The organism is Paenibacillus terricola (genome assembly GCF_014779765.1).
GTDB lineage: Bacteria > Bacillota > Bacilli > Paenibacillales > Paenibacillaceae > Paenibacillus_T > Paenibacillus_T terricola.
Window position 1 is genome coordinate 337,793 of record NZ_JACXZA010000003.1, and the last position, 20,539, is coordinate 358,331.

Consider the following 20,539-nt stretch of genomic DNA (forward strand, 5'->3'; position numbering starts at 1 on the left):
CTATGAAGAAATTAGCCCATCAAGCGGCCCAAATAGCTGAGCAGCGCCCAACGTCGTTCCTCTCTTCTCTTATATCGAGGAAGCATCCGGTACAGCCTAGCGGACTCCTCGAGCGCGCGCTTCGCTTCTGCTTTGCGGCCCATCCGTTTGTTCAGCTGTGCTAAACGGTAATATCCTTCACAAGAAGAGGTATGAATTTGCTGGAAAGCTTCGAGATCCTCCAACGCTTTTGCCGTATCCCTTATACTATTCATTGCAGCTAGACGCAAATACGGTTGACCGTATTTGACTCGCGGATTAATCGACAATGCCTGGCGGATTGCCGCTTCGCCCGCCTCAGACTCGCCCGTTCGGAGAAGGCAAGTACCCAAATCGTCCCAATATTCCGCCGATTGTTCGACTGCTTCCCGTTCACGCAGCGGCTCCAGCAGCTCTCGTGCATTCCGGAAGCTCTTCTTCTCGATCAGCAGCTTGGAAAGCTCGAGCTTCGAAGATAAGTCATTCGGATTCATGTCTAGCTGTTGGCGAAGCTTGCGAATGCGTCCCATCCGGCGCAGCGGCTTGACCAAACTCGGCGACAACCCGATAAATCGGCGATCAATGATGTATAAGATAACAATCATTGCAAGAAATGCCAAGATGGGGTTGCCGAAGATCGACCATAATAGTCCGAACAGTAAAAACTTTCCGAGCATTAGTAAGCCTCCCGATTTGATCTAACTGCCTTTTCTCACATCATAACACAGGAGCAGACGTTTACGGGAGATAAACAATGAATAAGAGGAACCCTGTCGAAGGATTCCTCTTATCAATAAGTGCTATTCGAATTGTACCATCGCTTTGACAACGCCCGCTTCCGGCTTCAGCCATGACTCGAAGCGATCGACTAATTCATCAAATCCACAACGATGCGTAATGTAACCAGTCGGCTCTACCGCTCCGCTTCTAACTGCTTCTACCACAGCCGCAAAATCTTCCATCGTCGCGTTTCGGCTGCCGAGCAGCGTAAGCTCCTTCTTATGGAAGTCTGGATCATGGAACGAAATATCAGCTTTTACGAGGCCGACATAAACGACCGCACCGCCATGCGAAGCATATTGGAACGCGCCTTCCATCGAGCGGACACTGCCTGTTGCATCGAAAACAACATCTGCTAAGTCGCCGCCCGTCAACGCCGCAAGGCGTTCATAAGGAGCTTCCAGCGCGTTAATCGTCTCATCAACGCCAGCCCAGCTGCGGCAGAATGCCAGCTTCTCTTCTTGGATATCCATCGCAATGACGCGCGCTCCGCGGGACTTCGCGAATGCCATTACGCCAAGACCAATCGGCCCGCCGCCAATGACAAGCGCCGTATCCCCTTGCTTAAGACCGGAACGGCGAACGGCATGTGCACCGATAGCGAGAGGCTCCAACGCAGCCGCTTGATCAAGCGACAAATCGTTTACGACGAGCAGCTGCTTAGCTGGAACGACGAACCATTCCCGCATGCCGCCGTCTGCATGAACGCCTAGCACAGAGATCGAAGTGCAGCAATTCGACTTGCCTTTGCGGCAAGCCGCGCAGCTTCCGCATGCTACGTACGGAATAAGCGCTGCTTGATCGCCGACTGCAATGTTCTCTACACCTTCGCCAAGCGACTCCACGATACCAGACAGCTCGTGTCCGAGAATGCGGGGATAGACGAAGAACGGCTGGTTGCCGCGATACGCGTGCATATCCGTACCGCAGATGCCGACCCGCGCCACGCGGAGCAGCACCTCGCCGGGTCCAGGCTCCGGCTTGCTCGTTTCTGTCTGAATAAGCCGATTCGGCTCAAGGCATACAATTGTTTTCATTCGTACCATTCACCTTTCCAGCTTTGTGTTGCAATCTGTTCACCCTTCTCCATATGGAGAAGCGCAATAACAACATTACCATTGGGATTCAGTACAATTGTGTCACTCATCGCCGCTCGTCCTCCCACTGTTCCAAGATCTCAGAAATTGCTGATCCTAGATCACAGCCTGAAAGGGTACGAATATCTTGTCCCCACCAGTCGGTGCGAGACAGTACTTGGTCTGCAACAGCGGCGCTGCTACCACTGCTCCACGCGGCAGCCATCTCTTCCAACACGCTAACATCATCCCGTATAAGCAATGGTTTACCGTCAAATGCGGTACTTGAATAGCTGCCATCCGCTTGCTGCTCAACGCGATAAAGACGAATTAATGCTGCCAGTCCGCGAATGAGTCCTTCCGGCAGAGATTGGTTGCTCTCCATATACGCTATAAGCGTCGGGAGAAGACGGGCCTTGAACTTGCTCATGCTGTTCATTGCAATATCCAGCAGACGATGACGAATGAACGGATTCAAGTAGCGGTCGTACACATCATTGGCGTAAGCCGTAAGCGATGTTTCATCTATGGAAACCGACGGAATGATCTCGTTAGCAACCGTTGAACGTACCCATTGACCGAGCGATGGATCTTCCATCAGTCCCCGTACATGCTCGGCGCCGGACAATAGGCCGATTGGTGTCATCAGCGTGTGGGCACCATTCAGAATGCGAACCTTGCGCAGCTGATAGGGCTTCAAATCGTCTGTCCATACGACGTTCAATCCGGCCTTGACGAATGGAAGCACGCGCTCAAGCTCCGGTTCTGCTTCGATTGCCCAGAAATGATAAGGTTCTGCCGCATTAAGAAGCGCATCGCGATACTGAAGCTTATCGAACAGCGCTTCCGCATCATCCGCAGGGTAACCGGTTACGATTCGGTCAACGAGCGAATTCAAGAAACGATTATGCGATGCAACCCACTGCTTGAACGTCTCTGGCAGGCTCCAATCATTCGCGTGCTGCAACACGCATTCCTTCAGCGTATCTCCATTACGTTCCAGCAGCTCGCAGGGCAGCATGATTAAGCCCCGGCTTGTATCGCCGCCGAACGTCTCGAAGCGGCGATATAGCAGCAGCGTCAGCTTTGCCGGGAATGATTCCGCAGGCTGCTGCGGCGTCCAAGCCGTCTCGATATAACGGAGGCCTGCCTCAGTCGTATTCGATACTACGACCTGCAGCTCCGGCTCGTCTGCCAGCGCCATGTAGCGATCCCATTCGAGATACGGATCAATGATTGCGTTGAAAACAGCGATGACTTCAGTCTCCTCAATCGGTTGGCCGTTCTTCAATCCCCGAATCAGTTGGGTATATAACCCGTCTTGTTGCTTCAGCTCCGCCAGTTTCTTCGCGCCTGATGGTCGCGGCTGCGTTACAGCAACGCCCCCTTGGAACAAGCCTTGCGTTCGGCATTGCTGAATCATCCAATCCGCGAAGCCTCTCAGGAAGTTGCCTTCACCGATCTGCAGCACCCGAACAGGCTCCGATGTGACTGTCGCGAGCCGCTCTCGCGATGAGTCGTCTGCGGTCAAGCGGGACAGTTGGTTAGGCGTTTCGCGCACATTCTGTCTCCCCTTCATTTTCTTTTTATTGTTTCTATTGTATCATCATGATCAGACGTAAAAGTATGGTTTCGGTGCGAAAACATGCTCAATTTTGATCATTGAATCTAGACGAAGGAGCGATCAGCCTATGAAGCCGTTGCGCAAGTCGTTCGATGCGACCGGCCTATTCCCGTTCGCCCTCAACTACCGCGATACGAAGACACCTCAGTTCGAGCTGCCCGATCATGTGCATGACTGGCATGAGCTTGTCTACGTGCACAGCGGAAGAGGAACTTTTTTCATCCAACATACCGTATATGAAATGAAGGCGGGCGACTTGTTCGTCATCCCGTCCAATACGATTCATCGTGCTACGCCTGACAGTGAAGAACCTGTCACATCAACGGCCATTTTCTTCAGTCCAACTTTCATTAAGTCGCCGGCATTCGATGAACAGTGGCAGCCCGATCAGCTGTTCCAGTCCGACAACTATCTGTACGAGTTGACCGAGACCGACCAAGCGCAATTCGAGCAGTCGCTTCGCAGCATGAAGCTCGAACTGGAGAAGCAGCAAGAAGGTTTCCGAACGGCCGTCTGGCTGAAGCTGCTGGCCGTACTCCACCATACGTGCCGTTCACAAGCCATTAACCGCAGCAAAACACTTCGATCATCAAGCGGACCCGATTGGTTGGATAAAATTCTATCTTATGTCGAAGCCGAGCAGAGCAAGGACGGCGGCGACAAGCTTACGCTATCCACGCTGGCGAAGATTGCGAACGTAAGCGCCGCGCACTTCAGTCGTGTATTCCGGCAGAAGACAGGCATGAATGTGACCGACTATTTGACGACAAGGCGCATCATCAAAGCCAAGCAACTGCTCGCCGCCACCGATGACAAAGTAAGTTGGATTGCGACGGTATGCGGCTTTGACAGCATGACTTATTTTCACAGGAGCTTCAAGAAATATGTTGGCATGTCGCCTGCGAAATACCGCTCATCTCACACATCGGACTGAACCTTTTCTAAACGTATAAATTTCGTGGTCAAAATCAGAAAATTCACCACTAATTTAGCTTCGTATATATGTGAAGTTATTAATAAATATGTTATGATAAGAATATCGTGTCGCTTATGCAGCGCTGAAATTATATCCAATAATGAGAGCGCTTCATATTGTGTCATTGCTAGTATTTGGTTTATATTGATACTATGGTGTTTCTTCCAATTGTTATCTAATAGTTGGCGTTTCGACTAATCGACGATTTTAATCGAAATAGGAGAGTCCTGCTCATGAAAATCGATACAACCCCGCACTCGCTCCCGATATATGAAGCGCTTGCAAGCAATGTACGACTGCAAGTTATAAATCTGCTCGCACAGCAGGACATGAACATCAAAGAGCTTGCTCAGGCGTTAGGCCTCAGCAGTGCAATCATGACGATGCACGTGAAGAAGCTTGAGAAGGCAGGTATCATTCAAGCCACAATGATTCCGAGCAAGGGCGGCATCAAGAAAGTGTGTTCACTCGTTGCAGAAGCCATTACGATCGACTTCCCGCGCAAGGGCGATTGGTCGCCAAGCCGTTCTTATCATCAGACGATCGTATCGGTTGGCCATTACACCGACTTCCAGATCGAACCAACCTGCGGCCTGGCAACAACAGAGAAGGTAATCGGCGAGTTCGACGAACCGCGCTGCTTCCTCGATGCCGAGCGCTTCAACGCGAAGATTCTGTGGTTCGGCTGCGGCTTCATTGAGTACAAGGTTCCGAACTACCTGCTGAAGAATGAGACGCCGGAAGAGCTCGAAATTTCGATGGAAATTTCGTCTGAAGCCCCATTCACGAATCAGAACTGGCCATCCGACATTACGTTCCATCTCAATGGCGTAGAAGTCGGCACCTGGACAAGCCCTGGCGATTTCGGCGGCAAACGAGGCAAGTATACGCCTGACTGGTGGTGGGATGAAGTGAACCAGTACGGTCTGCTGAAAGTAATCAAAGTAACAGACCAAGGAACGTTCATCGACGGCAACCAGATCTCGAACGTAACGATCAAGTCGCTCAACATTCGTGAGAAGCAGTGGAACTTCCGTATCAGCGTCAAGGAAGACTCCCCGCATGTCGGCGGCGTAACGCTGTTCGGTTCCGGTTTCGGCAACTACAACCAAGATCTTGTCTTCAAGCTTTACTATCAGCAGCATGAAGAACCGCAGACAGCTGAATAAGCTGCGTTCGCGTTCCTTCCGTTATGCATAGGAAATTAGCCTCATCCCGATGGGATGAGGCTCTTTACTTTTACACTTCACGACAGCATGTTTAAAAGCCCCTTAGAGCTAACGGCTGGCGGCCCTAAGACCGTGCCATCACTAAGGGGCTAATCTGTTTCTTCTATTATAATGTAATCCAAATGATGACAGTCGAAAACTGCATTCATGATCGCTTCTTCACTATTCCTTCGTCCGTTTACCCCATACTGCGATACCACGATCATCTAGGCCAGTGAACACAAGTGTCTGCACCTCTCGTTCCCAATCCCAAGCGGTCAGCACACGACCCGTTGATGTGCGCGTCGCACCGTCCGAATCCTGCCAGCGAAGCGATAGCGTTGCTGACTGCTCATCAAGTTGCCATTGTCCATTGCCAAGCGCTGTACCGCTGATAGGGCCGTCTGCCTCTAATCTGGCTTTCACCGCTACAACCGCCGTATCAGCCACAGGCAGATGAACGATAACTTCCCATTCACCAGCGATTAGATCAGATGGAATCGGCTGCTCCTTCTCTCCTGCATAACGTTCAGGCGATACAACTGGCCAGCCGTCCGGCGTCCAAGCGATACGACGAACATGAAGGTACGGCCAATGCGGATTTGATTTACCTCTTGCATGGTGCACCATATACCAATCGTCACCTTCATGCAGCACTGAGTTGTGACCCGGCATTACCCAGCCTTCACCTTCGCTGAACTCATAGCCGCCCATCAGCTTCGTGCCAACATCCGATTGCGGCATATAATGAATGTCGTCCAGTCTTCTGCCATTGAAGTCAACGTAAGGCCCGTCGATAAAGTCCGAACGACCGACACGCACATTATAATTGCGGAACAGTGAATCATAAGAGACGAACAAGTAATATTGGCGGAATCCTTCATGATACATAATATAAGGCCCTTCTACCGCGCCTTCTCTCGTCGCTTTATCACGTGCTGCAATCCGTTTCCCGAAGCCAGGCTCAGCCGGCAAGCCTGTCTCTGGATTCAGCCGCGTAATATAGATGCCATCAAAGAACGATCCATACAACAACCACTGACTGCCCACTGCATCCACTGCAATCTGTGCATCAATGGCATTTGGACCTGGATTACCTGACTTCGTGCGCATTGCCACGCCGCTATCTTCCCATGGTCCCTCCGGCGACCTGGCCGTCATAAGGCCGATGAGCGAGCCGTTCGTGCCGAAACTCGAAGCGGAATAGTACATGCGGTACGTATCACCATGCTTGAACACGTCCGGCGCCCATAGATTCGTCGCGTTCGTCTCTTCCTTCGCATGCTCCGGTATGCCAGGCAGCGCCCTTCCTACCCATTCCCATGCGATCAAATCATTCGACTTGCGCACCATGACGCCTGGCGTCAGCTTCGCCTTCGTCTGTACATCGGTGGAATACACATAATAAGTGCCATCGTCATCTCTAAAGATACCAGGGTCATGCACGTTCATCGTCTGCCATGCTTGTTCATTATGAATGGCAGCTTCATCATACATTGGATACGTTACAGGTGCTGCAGGGAAAACAGGCTTCGGTACGTCTTTCCTTTGGTTCGAGTCTGTCATCGCTAGATACAACTCCTCGTCAGTGATGGAAGCGCATGATCGATATGCAAAAAGCCATCCCTCTCACTCTGGTCCCAGAGCGGAGGGATGGGCGGATTGCTGAGATTAACCTTTGACTGCCGATATCGCAACCGATTCGATAATTTGCTTCTGGAATACGAGGAACACGATCAGCATCGGCAGGAGCGAGATTACGGAAGCCGCCATGATGAGCGGGTAGTCCGTCTGAATCGCATACATCGCATTGAAGTTGCCGATTACGAGCTGGAGCGTGTAATTCTCCTCCGACGTCAAGTAAATCGTCGGTGCGAGGTAGTCGTTCCAGACGCCCATGAACCACAGGATCAACTGCGCCGCGACCGCTGGTTTAATAAGCGGGAATACGATACGAGCGTAAAGACCAAAGTAGGAAGAACCATCAATCTTTGCTGCTTCAATAATCGCATTCGGCACACTCGTCAAGTACTGACGAAGGAAGAAGATCATGAACACGTTACCGAACAATCCTGGCACAATCAGCGGGAGGAGCGAGTCGGTCCAACCGATATTCGAGAACATGATGAACTGCGGGATCATAACTGCTGGATAAGGAATCATGATCGATGAGAGCAGCATCAAGAAAATTTTGTTCTTATGCGGAACTTGCAGTTTCGCCAGAGCGAATGCCGCCAAACTGGACGTGAACGTACCGATTAATGTTACGGATACCGCTACGATCACACTGTTCTTAATACCGCTAAGCAGTGGACCAGCCGTCCATATTTCCGAATACTTTGCCGTCAGCCACTCTTCTGGAATCCATACCGGAGGAAGCGCGAATACTTCCATTTTCGTCTTGAATGATGTCGAGACCATCCACAGCAAGGGGGCGATCATGAACACTGCGCCGATGCACAGAAGTATGAATATGATTATATTTGCAGCACTCCACTTTTTAGAAGACAAAACCATTCATCGCCACTCCTTCCTTAGTCGAGGTCACCCGACGATTTCTCATTAAACTTAAATTGTACAAGCGTTACAATGAAGATAAACAATGCGAGCAGCACTGCCATTGCGGACGAGTAACCCAGTTGGAAGTTACCGAACGCCTTCTGCCACATGTAGAATACGGCTGAAGCGGACGAATACTCAGGACCGCCTGTCGACGTCATAATGTTGATTTCTGTGAAGATCTGCGATCCGCCGATAATGCTCGTAACAACGATGAAGAACGTTACGGGCTTCACCATTGGCCAAGTAATAGCACGGAACGTCTGAAAGCCGTTCGCGCCGTCCAACTCAGCTGCTTCATAGTAGCTGCGGGACACGCTTTGCAATGCTGCCAAGTACAGGAGCATCGAATAGCCAAGACCTTTCCAGATCGCCATAATCATAATTGCCGGTTTAACTGTATGTTTATTAGCCAACCAGTTAGGACCTTTAATGCCGAATAGATCGAGGAACTGGTTTACTAAACCGTAGTCACCGTTGTAGGCCCATTGCCACAGAATCGAAATGGCCGCCAAGGAGGAAATAACTGGAACATAATAAATAACACGGAATGTCGTCGTACCTGGAATACCTCTGTTCAAACCCATTGCCAGCAGAAGCGCCAGCACAAGACCGATCGGAATGCCGATCATCATGAAGAACGTATTGAACATTGCTTTGTGGAACAATTCATCCGAGAATAAGTCCTTGTAGTTATCCAAGCCGATAAAATTCATTTGGCCGAGTCCGTCCCAGTCTGTAAAAGAGCCGTAGATCGAGTACAGCATCGGATACAATGTAAACAACAACATCCCGATGACCGGTGGCGCTAAAAATAAATAACCGTAAATCATTTCTTTGCGATATAGTTTCGATTTGGTTGGCATGGCTCTCACCCCTGGTTATCCGGAATCAAAATGATGCTAACTGCAGCATCGTAACAGCAGCTAGCATCATTTCTCCCGGCATTAATCTTTGCTGTAGACAGACATTACATTATTACTTTTTCGATTTTTGCTCTTGTTCGATTGCTTTATCAAGCAGCTTCTGCATCTTAGGTTGTTCGGATTTCACGTAGTCCGCAGCTGTAACTTTGCCATCGATGACTGGTTGGATATCCGTGAAGAACAGGTTGTACCATTCAGCGTTATACGTTTGCGTACCTGGGATCGGACGACCATATTCATTAACAACTTGCAGGAACTCTTCTTTGTTAGCCGGCTTCGTGGAAGTGTCTGCCGCCCACGTCTTAGCCATGTCGATCAAGTTCGGAATTTGAACTTTTGCTGCTACGAGCTGCTCCATGCCTTCTTTGGAAGCCGTCAGGTACATGACGAGCTCAGCTGCGTCGGATTGGTATTTGGAGTCAGCCGATACACCGATACCAAGGGAACCGAGCCACGTAGCTGGTTTGCCTGTCGAACCTGCTGGCATAGGAATCAGATCATATTCGAATGGAAGCTTCTCGTAAGTGCTCATATCCCAAGGACCTACTGGGAAGAATGCCATCTCGCCTTTCATCCAGCGTTGGTACGTATCAAGCGTTTGCGCTTCTTGAACCGAAGGCGTGATATGGTATACGTTCTGCATGTCAGCGAAATATTGGAGTGCTTCAGCGAATTTCGGATCGTCGATCGTAACTTTCGTTTTCGTCGAGTCGAGCCAGTCAGCGCCGTTGCTCCATACGAACGATTGCAGCATCCAGTTAACGTTGAAGCCTGTGCCGAACTGGTCGATTTTGCCATCGCCGTTCGTGTCTTTCGTCAGCTCTTGGTTAACTTTGATGAACTCGTCCCATGTGTAAGGCTTGTCTTTGTCAGGAAGCGCGATGCCGGCTTTCTCGAACATCGTTTTGTTGTAGCCAAGTGCGAAAGGACCAACGTCTTTAGGAAGACCATAGATGTTGCCTTGACCAGTTACACTGCCGTCATAACGATAGAAGTTAACGCCATAAGGCCAGATATTGTTAATATCGATCGACGATTTCTCAACGTATTGCGTGATGTCAGCCAGAACGCCGCTGTTAACGTAAGCGCGCAGATCGCCCGGATCATAGTAGAATACGTCTGGTACGGAGTGGCCTGCGATGGATGCTTTCAACTTCGTCGCGTATTGGTCAGCCGTCGTCGTTACGATTTTTACTTTTACGCCTGGATGATCTTCTTCAAATTTCTTGATAACTGCCGTGTAAGCTTTCTGCTCGTCTGGACCGCCGCGGAACATGAACGTCAGGTTTTTCGTTTCTCCGGATTTCGCTCCGCTGTTTGCCGAGTCGGATTTCGAGTCGTCTTTGCTGCTGCTTCCGCAACCTGCGAGGACGCCAGCAAATACGATGATCAGGGCTAAGATGGAAATAAGATATTTATTCTTCGCCATGTGATATTCCCTCCTGATGATGTTATAATGAACTACACATCTGAAACCGCATTCATTTCTCTGCTAAAAACACGTTCAAGATCCCCTAGCTATACCCTCATTAACGCTCATTTGAGAGTCCTGACGCCACCCCCGATTAATGATGGACCAGTTACCAACCGCATTGCCAAACCTTCGACAAGCGACCAATCAGCAAATCCATTAATCATTAATAAATTTGTTACAGCAATCATAATTCAAAGCGTTTTCAAAGTCAATATACCTTGGCTAAACTTTTTTGTTAATAACAAAATCATTAACAAAGCTCACTGTTTCTTTATTTTTCATCGGTCCAATTCGTGTTTATAATAACCATATATGGGTTGGAATATGCCCTTCCAATAGGAGTGAGATCGATTGAACGAACAATGGCAATTCATCGCATCAAGTATGCCAAGATGGTTGGAAGACTGTAGACCGTTCGCTCATAACGGATCGCCTGCCGCTTATATACCTGAACTAGCCAAAGCGCCCAAAGAAGCATTGGGCGTTACACTCCTAGCCACAGACGGCAGTACGATCAGCGGCGGCGACAGCAGCCAGATGTTCACCATGCAAAGCATCTCCAAAGTATTCACGCTGCTGCTCGCTTTAATGAGTAACGGAGAAGAAGCCGTATTCGCCAAGGTCGGCATGGAGCCAACAGGAGACGACTTCAATTCCATGCTGAAGCTGGAGTTGGTCGAACCCGGCATTCCGTTTAATCCCCTCATTAATGCCGGCGCTATCGCTGTCACATCCCTCATTCCTGGCATTGATGTAATGGATAAAACGCTGCGCATCCTCGAATTTATCCGCTATCTGGCAGGTGATGAGAACATCGGCTATAACATTGCAGTCAGCAGCTCCGAAGCAGCTACTGCCTACCGTAACCGGTCGCTCGCCTATTTCTTGAAGGATAACGACGTACTCGATGCACAGACCGATGTCGAGGAACTGCTTAGCGTATACTTCAACCACTGTGCAATCGAGGTCAACTGCCATCACCTCGCAAGAATGGCACTGATTCTGGCGCATGGCGGCCTGGATCCGCTCACCAATCGCCAACTGCTGCCGCGGCGCTATGTGCAGATCGCCAAGACATTCATGCTTACATGCGGCATGTACAATGCATCCGGTGAATTCGCCATCAAGGTTGGCATTCCGGCCAAGAGCGGCGTTGCTGGCGGTATAATGGCAGTCGTCCCAGGCCAATATGGCATTGGTATTATTGGCCCGGCGCTCGATCGGCGCGGCAACAGCATAGCTGGCGTTAGACTTCTCGAAGCCATGTCCGTTGAATGCGATTGGAGCATCTTCTAAAATCGATGAAAAAAGAACAAAAATACGCCTATCTTCCATCATATGGTTGATAGGCGTATTATTTATAATTTCGTTACTCATTAATGATTAACTTAATGTTTAAAGACGACTAAAAACCACTTTCTAAACATATGAAGAAGTCCACATTAGATCTTTCGCAGCCACACACTTAGCGAACTAGAGTTTATAGAAATCCGCTGCATTCCCTCCGAACAGCGCCTCTCTTTCTTCGTTTCCATACTCTTCCGGTAGGGCCGACTCCAGCACTTCCATGCATTGATCGTATGTTGCGGCGAGCAGGCAAACGGGCCAGTCGCTGCCGAACATAATCCGCTTCGAACCGAAGCATTCAATTGCATGGTGGATATAAGGTACAAACTGTTCTTGCTTCCACTGACTGTGATCTGCCTCCGTCACCATGCCAGACAGCTTGCAGTAAATATTCGGATAGCTGGCAATTATGCGAAGTTGTTCCTTCCAAGGTTCCAACTCACCAGCTGCGATAGGCGGCTTACCGATATGATCGATTACCCCATGGAGATGCGGCACCTTCTCCAACAGTCGGACAACTGCATCCAGTTGAGAAGCCCGCATCAGCAGGTCAAGCGGCTGCTCCATGTCTGCGAAGTACGTTAGCGCTTCTATATAGCGAGGCGTCAACACTTCATTCGCATCCGCCATCTCTTGGATCATCACTCGGAACCCTACATATTTCGGATTACGTTTGAAACGTTCATAGACAGCCTTATAGTCAGGCGATTCGAGGTCTAGCCAACCGACAACGCCTGCAATGCTTGAATCTGAAGCTGCCAATGACAACAGTAAGTCAGTCTCCTCATGCTTCGGCTCCGCTTGGACAACGATCGTAGCATCGATTCCGTGTTTGGTTAGATCTGCTTTCAAGCCGTCTGGCAGATAGCTCCGATACAGGACCGTACCTTCCTCCAGCCACCCCAAATTGCCACGCTCAATATTCCAATAATGCTGATGCGCATCGATCCGCACGCTTGCACGCACCTTTCATCGAGAGATATAGGATTGTTTCTCCACACAAAAATGCTGGACGGCCCAAAGCCGTCCAGCCGTTACTTGCCTTGTTACGCCTATTGTAGCAAATAGCGCATCTTCGACAAAGTACTGATTAGCTGCGTTCTCATACCCAATTATGACATCTACCGTTTGTTGCGCTTGCGGAATTCCTGCGGCGTAAAGCCCTCCTGCTTCTTAAACAGCTTCGAGAAGTAGGAGAAGTTGCGATAGCCTGTAATCTCCGCAACGTCACTCACTTTGAGATCCGATTCGCTAAGCAGCCGCTTCGCCTGCGTCATCCGCTGATCCATAATGTAGTCCGACAAGGACAAGCCTGTCTCCTTCTTGAACAATCTCGACAAGTACGCTGGATTGAAATGAAGAAATGCCGCAATGTCTTCTCTCGTCAGATCTTGTGCAATGTGGGACTGTACATATTGCTCGATCAGCTCAACGACCGAAGGCTCGCGATTGCGATGCTTCTCGTGTGCTCTCATAGAGGCATCAATCATACGCTTCGTCCAAGTTCGCAGCTGCGATAACGATTTCGTAGCTTGCAGCATATCGTCATGCCGATTCAATGATTCCAGCGCATGGTCCACAGAAATGCCGTTCTTATGGAAAGTCTGATAAATCATTGAAACGAAATGGTAATAAAACGCTTTCAAATTCTCTTTCGAAAACGATTTTTGATTGTCGTACACACGGAACAGTTCATCGAGTCGACGCTGCAGCTCCTCTTTCTTGCCGGATTCGAACAACACCGCCAGCTCAGAAGGCCAATTCACCGACTGCATGCTCGCTTGGTCCTCGTAGTTCTGTCCTTCAACAAAGATGGCATCGGATCTTGATACGTTGCGCCTCTCCATATCAAGAAGCTCCGCGCAGCTGCCCGCAATCCCGGTAATCGGGCCAGGCTGACCGATGTAGCATGACACATGGGAGTAGAAATATTGGTTGCAATCGGCAATAAACCGGCGGCACCGCCACTCAAGTTCCTTCATGTCGTCTGCAATCCGCTTGGCATCATAAATAATGATAAAGATAGCACCGCTGCGGCATTTGACAACTGTACCCATCCACTCGCGAAGCACCGTCTCCCTCGCCGAGTTCATCATCGCGTACTCAAGGATGTTCTCGTCACGGCTGCCGAAACTCTGCTTCCAGCGATCCACGCTTACTAGTAACGGAATAAAGACGTCATTGGCTGAAAATTGTGGTTGTATCATCGACAGATAGCTCGTGTGCGGTTCTGATACGGACATATTCCCTGACTCGCCTGCCGGCTCGATCAGGTCGGTCCAGAATCGGTCAACCAGCACATCCCGTTGTGACTTGAGCAGATTCTCGTACCGTTCCGCCTTCGTATGCATCGACAGCTTCCGCCTCGTATCCTCAAGCTTCCGCAGCGCCTTCATGACGGTTTCCTTCAGCCTGTCATGGGCGATTGGCTTAAGCAGATAATCGAAGCAGCCGATCTGAAGCGCTGTCTGTGCATAGTCGAATTTGTCATGACCGGTTAGAAAAATCGTCTCTGTCGTTATTCCCCGCTTCTTCATCCAACCGAGCAGCTCTAGTCCGTTCTCTCCTGGCATCTCGATGTCGCAAATCATCACGTCTACGGCGTGTTCTCCCAGCCGCTCTCTTGCTTCCTCTGCGTCAGACGCAGACAAAACTTCTGTGATTTGTAATGAACGCCAATCAATGGTATCCACAACACTCTTCAATGCGAACGCTTCATCATCGACGACCAGAAGCCGATACACCATCGATACCCCCTTCCCCATCAAGGATGCGAATAAGGAGACTTCTGTCAGATCAAACATTGCAGGCACAATTTCAGTCTATCAAATTTGGAAACTGCCTACAATATTTACCTGATAGAATGAGACAACGCTCGCATCCCGTCAAACCGGACGCCTGCATGGTTCGACAAAAATGCAGGCGTCCGACCCGATTCTCGGTGTGTATTATGGCTCAAGTCCCCATACGAGAGAACCACTCTGATATAACGTTACTTTGTTCCAATCGGCGTATGCCGACTTCGTACCATCAAACGAGTAGTCATTGCTCTCGTTGAGATTCGTCCAATCCGACTTCGCAATTCGGATCTGAATATCGCCCGACTGACCGCCTGGCGCGATTGTTCCTGCAGCTGAACTAAACGAAAGCTCCAGATATGTGTCCGCCGTTGTCTTCGCTGGGCTGATCGTGCCGAACACGCCGCTAACTGCGCTCGTGCCCACTTGCGCGTAGTCCACCCAGTAATTCAGCGATGCTGTTGACGAATCCTTCGTCAGATAGTAACGCAGCTTCAGACCGCTCAGACTTACAGCTGTCGCACCTGTATTCTTAATGTTGAATGTTGCGTAGATCTGATTGTCGTTCGCATTGGCGTTGCTCAGTTTGTATTGAACGACGAGGCTGCTAGTTGGCGTGGTGCTGCCAGCTGGCGTTGCGCTTGCTACTGACGAATTCGTTGATTCGCCCGCGCTGTTCACAGCGCTGACAACATAGTAGTACGTCGTACCGTTCGTCAACCCCGTGTCCGTGTACGTTGTACCTGTTACACCTGTTGCAATCGTCGTGAAAGCACCACCGCTTGTCGTCGAACGTTTCACACTATAACTCGTTGCACCCGTCGAAGCTGTCCACGCCAGCGTTGCTTGCGCATTGCCCGCCGTTGCCGTCAGACCCGTCGGTGCGGAAGGGGCCGTAATTGGTGCAGTTGGTGTTGCGCTTGCCACCGATGAATTCGCCGACTCACCCGCGATGTTCACAGCGCTTACTACATAGTAATACGTTGTACCATTCGTCAGACCTGTATTGGTGTAGGAAGTACCTGTAACGCCTGTTGCTACTGTCGTGTACGGACCGCCACTCGTCGTCGCACGCTTCACGTTATAGCTCGTTGCGCTGGTTGATGCTGTCCATGCCAGCGTCACTTGGGCGCTGCCTGAAGTTGCCGTCAGGCCCGTCGGTGCGGATGGCACTGTCGCCGGCGCGACTGGCGTCGCGCTCGCTTGCGACGAGTTCGACGATTCGCCTGAGCTGTTAACAGCAGTCACAACGTAATAATAGGACGAGCCATTCGTCAGACCGGTGTTCGTATAGGTTGTACCTGTAACACCTGTGGCTACTGTCGTGTAAGGACCGCCGCTGACGCTTGCGCGTTTCACGTTATAGCTTGATGCGCCAGTCGACGCCGCCCATGTCAATGTCACTTGCGCGTTGCCCGCTGCTGCACTGATGCTTGCAGGTGCTGAAGGAGTGGATGCGACAACCAGCGGCTTTATTATGCGATCGAGCATCGTCTGCTTCGGCGCATTCCAAGTCTGCCAGTCATCGAGCAGCAAGCCGCCTGTATCGCCGCTGTTCGGATTGAGGCACCAGTAGGTCCAATACAGGTCGTTTTGTTTGATATAGTCGACCAGTTTATTTTGCCAGATCCCTTCCGGGCTTGTCGTATCTACACCGCGTCCGCCGAATTCGCCCATCAGAATCGGGGCAATATTGTTCTTACTGATGTAGCCCCAATACGAATCCCACAAAGCTGGCATATTGTTCGGGAAACTCGGATCGGAGAACCACGACTGAGTCGCTACGCCGGGACCGTAATCATGCGGCGAGTAGACCAAGCGATTCGCTACATTCAGACGAACCGGATAATTCTGTACGCCTCTTAAGTTACCTCCCCACCAGTAATTGCCGTTGTCACCCTGTACATTGGATGAGATGCCCTCTACGAGAATGAGCCAGTTCGGATTCGCCGCCAGAATGGCATTGCCTGCCCGCTCCGCCGCAAGGCGCCAGTCCGTTGCAAGGTTGCCTGTTCCCCAAGAAGCGGTGCCATGCGGCTCATTGTGAAGGTCAGCGCCGATAACCGTCGGGTTATTCGCATAATGCTGAGCCAGCATGACCCAGTCGCTAATCCAGCGCGCTTCCGAATATTGCGCCGTATACCACAGCTCAGACTGGCCGCCGGAGTCCGGACGGTGACGGTCGAGAATGATTTGGATGCCCCTATCGCCCGCTTTCTGAACGACACGGTCCATTAGCTGCAAAGGTGTCAGACCCACAAGATCAGGGTTCGTATTCGGGTTAACGCTGACAGGCATGCTGCCTGCATCGAACATTTGGGTGGAATAAGGAAGACGAATCAAATTGTAGCCATGTGCTTTGATTTGATCCAAGAAGCTATCGAGGGAATAAGACCACAATCCATGAGGTGAATAGTTCGCTGTCTCGAAGCCAAACCAGTTGAGTCCGTTAAAAATTGCCGGATTGCCCGCTTCGTCTACAATCCGATTGCCGGAAGTATGATAGTAGCCCAGTGCTGCTGCGGCTTCCGTCTTGCGTACGCCGATCGTTGCAATCATAGAGCAGACCATCGCTGCAGTCAGCAGCATTAGGCCCCATCGTTTCATCGTGGCAGTCGCCATTACGCCATCTCTCCTCTTCTTCTACGCGAATAGAATAGAATCGTATCGGAGCGCCCCGCAGGGCGCTCCGATTCACATTTGCCTATTGCCTGCTTGCCCTTGAGACAGGAAGCCACACACCACCTTAATGTTAGCCTTACGGCTCAATCCCCCAAGCGAGCGAGCCGCTGTTATACAACGTCACTTTGTTCCAGTCAGCGAACGAAGATTTCGTTCCATCGAACGAATAATCGTTGCTTTCCGAGAAGTTCGACCAGTCAGACTTCGCAATACGGACCTGGATCTCTCCTGTTTGACCGCCGGCAGCGATCGATCCCGCTGCCGAGCTGAACGACAACTCCAGATACGTGTCTGCTGTCGTCTTCGCCGGGCTGATCGTGCCGAACGCGCCGCTTACTGCACTCGTGCCGACTTGTGCGTAATCCACCCAGTAGTTGAGCGATGCGCTCGTCGTATCTTTCGTTAGGTAATAACGCAGCTTCAGGTTGTTAAGGTTAACTGCCGTCGTGCCTGTGTTCTTAATGTTAAACGTTGCGTAGATTTGATTGTCATTCGCATTGGAGTTGCTCAGCTTGTATTGAACAACAAGGCTGCTAGGCGTTGTCGTGCTGCCGGCTGGCGTTGCGCTCGCTTGCGACGAGTTCGCCGATTCGCCTGCACTGTTCACGGCGCTGACAACATAATAGTACGTCGTGCCGTTCGTCAGGCCTGTGTTCGTATACGAAGTACCCGTCACGACTGTTGCTACCGTCGTGTACGCGCCGCCGCTTGTCATTGCACGTTTCACGTTATAGCTCGTCGCTCCGCTCGACGCCGTCCACGTCAGCGTCGCTTGGGCATTGCCAGCCGTTGCCGTCAGTCCCGTTGGTACGGACGGTACCGTCACCGGTGCTGTTGGCGTTGCGCTCGCCTGCGCGGAGTTCGACGACTCACCCGCACTGTTCACGGCGCTAACGACATAGTAGTACGTCGTGCCGTTCGTCAGCCCTGTGTTCGTGTAGGAAGTACCCGTTACGCCTGTCGCTACCGTCGTGAATGCGCCGCCGCTTGTCGTCGCACGCTTCACGTTATAACTCGTCGCGCCGCTCGACGCCGTCCACGACAGCGTCGCTTGGGCATTGCCTGCCGCTGCAGTCAGGCCCGTTGGTACGGACGGTACCGTCACCGGTGCTGTTGGCGTTGCGCTCGCCTGCGCGGAGTTCGACGACTCACCCGCGCTGTTCACGGCGCTAACGACATAGTAGTACGTCGTGCCATTCGTCAGACCCGTGTTCGTGTACGTCGTACCCGTCACGCCTGTTGCTACTGTCGTGTACGCGCCGCCGCTTGTCGTCGCACGCTTCACGTTATAGCTAGTCGCACCGCTCGATGCCGTCCAAGACAGAACCGCTTGCGCATTGCCTGCCGCCGCGGTCAGCCCCGTAGGTGCGGAAGGAGCCGTTACCGTTGACGTACCAGGCTTAAGCACGATATGGTAAGCCGTCAGCGGCGGAATCGAATACGTGAATTGGTTGCCGCTAATATTCGAGACCGTGCCGATTTGTTTCAATGCCGTGCCCGTGCCGTCGAAGCCGTAGATCGCGGCGGACGTATAAGCTTGGCTGCCGGCAATTTGAATCGTCGCGTTCTGTGCGTTGTCGAAGTTTTTGTTCAACACGACCAAATGGAGCTCGTTATTCGTTGCATCTTTGACCGATGCATAGACGGAGCTGTTCTCAACATCCGACGTGTTCGCTTTGACATGAATGTCGCCGAATTTGGAGCCGTTGCCGTCATAGTTGCGATACAGCTTGAACGCCGAATTGACGTACTCGGCATTCGGCTCCAACTGCCAGAACGAAGCGAAGTACACGCCGAGCTTGCCGAAAATGCCGAGCGCGTCCGCCTGCGCGATACCGCCCGAGATATCTCCTTCGCCGCCGTAGCTGTACTCGGTAATGCCTAATTTGGTACCTGGATAATACGTATTGATAGAAGATTGCAGCTTCGGAATGATTGGAAGATAAGACGAGAAATAATCGGCTATCCAACTCGTTTCATGGTAGGTCGAATCCCACAGTGAACGCGGCGCTTGAACGCGCGCCTTCTGCGTTTCGAGGGAGCCTGCTCCATTGAACGTGATGCGCGTACCGCCTCCCGTCGCTTCGGGATACCAGTGAACGTCGAGTACGTCGAGCAGTCGTTTGCCTGCAGTCGTGCTCGCCTGCTTCATTTTGTCGAGATAGTAATCGAGGTACCAGTTGTAGTTGCCTTTGAGCGAAGCCCAGTCTGGCGCGTCCTGCAGCGCATAGAAACCATAGAAGCCATAAGACGCCGGTCCAAAAATTTCAGCGGCAGGGTCTACCGCTTTGACCGCCTTCGAGAGCGAAACCGATCGATCGACAAGCTCTTGTGCTCCAACTGCAGCAGGGTGAATGCGCGGATGCGTATTCGACCACAAATCCGGCTCGTTGTCCAGTGAATAGCCTTTAATGCCCGTTGCCGTCGCGGCGGAGCCGTACTTGTTTACGAGGAAGTTCACTTCTTCGTCCATGTAAACATTATTGTCGGTTACGTCCGGCGTCAGGGAGAAGGCGCTGCCCTTAGAATTGACGACCGAACGCCAACGCGAAGACGGAGCCGCTTCGCTCGTTGATACAGCACCGTTCTTGTCCGCAGCCGCATATCCTGCCATCTGAAGCGTGACGAGAGAATAGCTGTTGTTTGCCAGCGAAATGTCATGGAACTTGGTAACCGTCGCACCGGGCAGGCTGCAACCGCTCACGGTCGAAGCGCACATATAATCGTCGCTGGAGTGAAGCCAGTCGCTGCCCGCATTCGATGCGTTGTTCTCCCAGTTGTAGCCGGTCATCCGGTTGCCGCCTAAGCGGCGTGCCGTATAATCGGCCGTATTCGTGAAATCTTGGTTCGTACCGTAAATATATGGACTAATATTCGTTCTTTCCGCGCTTGGATCAACGGTGATGGCAACGTTGGCGGTTGCTGCAGAAGCAGTCTGCGCCGAAGGAACAATCGAAGGAAACAGCAGCGCCGCACTCGCGACGGCGGCGATCCATTTCGCTTTCTTCTTGCTTGTATTCTTGCTTGTCAAATCATTCACCCCTCTTCTCACAAATAAGGAGAGGTCTGCG

General features: G+C 51.3%; 14 protein-coding genes. 3 read left to right on the plus strand and 11 right to left on the minus strand.

What is annotated here, in order from left to right; all coding sequences use genetic code 11:
- Nucleotides 1–11: 11 nt before the first annotated feature.
- The 3 genes from H8B09_RS13715 to H8B09_RS13725 form a co-directional block, all read right to left on the minus strand.
- The gene (locus H8B09_RS13715; RefSeq protein WP_191204090.1) at nt 12–695 is read right to left on the minus strand and encodes a tetratricopeptide repeat protein; all 684 of its coding nucleotides are present in this window, start codon (nt 693–695) and stop codon (nt 12–14) included.
- Between the two features lie 123 nt (nt 696–818).
- Nucleotides 819–1,835: a zinc-binding alcohol dehydrogenase family protein gene (locus H8B09_RS13720; protein WP_191204091.1), complete on the minus strand. Its 1,017-nt coding sequence runs from the start codon at nt 1,833–1,835 to the stop codon at nt 819–821.
- Between the two features lie 106 nt (nt 1,836–1,941).
- The gene (locus tag H8B09_RS13725) at nt 1,942–3,435 is read right to left on the minus strand and encodes a tagaturonate reductase (protein WP_318152616.1); all 1,494 of its coding nucleotides are present in this window, start codon (nt 3,433–3,435) and stop codon (nt 1,942–1,944) included.
- Between the two features lie 130 nt (nt 3,436–3,565).
- Between H8B09_RS13725 and H8B09_RS13730 the strand changes: the two genes are divergently transcribed.
- Together H8B09_RS13730 and H8B09_RS13735 are read left to right on the plus strand one after the other, a co-directional pair.
- Nucleotides 3,566–4,432 (plus strand): AraC family transcriptional regulator, encoded by an 867-nt coding sequence (locus H8B09_RS13730; protein WP_191204093.1) that lies wholly within the window; start codon nt 3,566–3,568, stop codon nt 4,430–4,432.
- A gap of 275 nt (nt 4,433–4,707) precedes the next feature.
- The gene (locus H8B09_RS13735) at nt 4,708–5,643 is read left to right on the plus strand and encodes an ArsR/SmtB family transcription factor (RefSeq protein ID WP_191204094.1); all 936 of its coding nucleotides are present in this window, start codon (nt 4,708–4,710) and stop codon (nt 5,641–5,643) included.
- 222 nt (nt 5,644–5,865) lie between these two features.
- On the opposite strand, the gene H8B09_RS13740 is transcribed toward H8B09_RS13735, so the two are convergent.
- The 4 genes from H8B09_RS13740 to H8B09_RS13755 all read right to left on the minus strand — a co-directional run bounded on the left by H8B09_RS13740 (nt 5,866) and on the right by H8B09_RS13755 (nt 10,596).
- Nucleotides 5,866–7,248, minus strand: a complete 1,383-nt coding sequence (locus H8B09_RS13740) for an arabinan endo-1,5-alpha-L-arabinosidase (RefSeq protein WP_191204095.1) — start codon at nt 7,246–7,248, stop codon at nt 5,866–5,868.
- Nucleotides 7,249–7,353: 105 nt separating this feature from the next.
- Complete coding sequence (locus H8B09_RS13745; protein ID WP_191204096.1) at nt 7,354–8,199, minus strand: carbohydrate ABC transporter permease; 846 nt, start codon at nt 8,197–8,199, stop codon at nt 7,354–7,356.
- Between the two features lie 17 nt (nt 8,200–8,216).
- Complete coding sequence (locus H8B09_RS13750; protein ID WP_191204097.1) at nt 8,217–9,107, minus strand: carbohydrate ABC transporter permease; 891 nt, start codon at nt 9,105–9,107, stop codon at nt 8,217–8,219.
- 112 nt (nt 9,108–9,219) lie between these two features.
- Nucleotides 9,220–10,596: an ABC transporter substrate-binding protein gene (locus H8B09_RS13755; protein ID WP_191204098.1), complete on the minus strand. Its 1,377-nt coding sequence runs from the start codon at nt 10,594–10,596 to the stop codon at nt 9,220–9,222.
- Nucleotides 10,597–11,025: 429 nt separating this feature from the next.
- Here H8B09_RS13755 and glsA point away from each other — a divergent pair, with 429 nt between their 5' ends.
- A complete protein-coding gene (gene glsA / locus H8B09_RS13760; protein WP_191204535.1) occupies nt 11,026–11,937 on the plus strand; it encodes a glutaminase A in 912 nt (303 codons plus the stop codon).
- A gap of 177 nt (nt 11,938–12,114) precedes the next feature.
- Here glsA and H8B09_RS13765 read toward each other — a convergent pair whose 3' ends face one another.
- The 4 genes from H8B09_RS13765 to H8B09_RS13780 form a co-directional block, all read right to left on the minus strand.
- Complete coding sequence (locus H8B09_RS13765; RefSeq protein ID WP_191204099.1) at nt 12,115–12,942, minus strand: amidohydrolase family protein; 828 nt, start codon at nt 12,940–12,942, stop codon at nt 12,115–12,117.
- Nucleotides 12,943–13,109: 167 nt separating this feature from the next.
- Entirely contained in the window at nt 13,110–14,735 is a 1,626-nt protein-coding gene (locus H8B09_RS13770; RefSeq protein WP_224753585.1) for a response regulator transcription factor, read from the minus strand.
- A gap of 201 nt (nt 14,736–14,936) precedes the next feature.
- Complete coding sequence (locus H8B09_RS13775) at nt 14,937–17,408, minus strand: cellulase family glycosylhydrolase (protein WP_224753586.1); 2,472 nt, start codon at nt 17,406–17,408, stop codon at nt 14,937–14,939.
- A gap of 136 nt (nt 17,409–17,544) precedes the next feature.
- Nucleotides 17,545–20,499, minus strand: coding sequence for a glycoside hydrolase family 44 protein (locus tag H8B09_RS13780; protein WP_224753587.1), 2,955 nt, complete (start codon nt 20,497–20,499; stop codon nt 17,545–17,547).
- Nucleotides 20,500–20,539 lie beyond the last annotated feature (40 nt).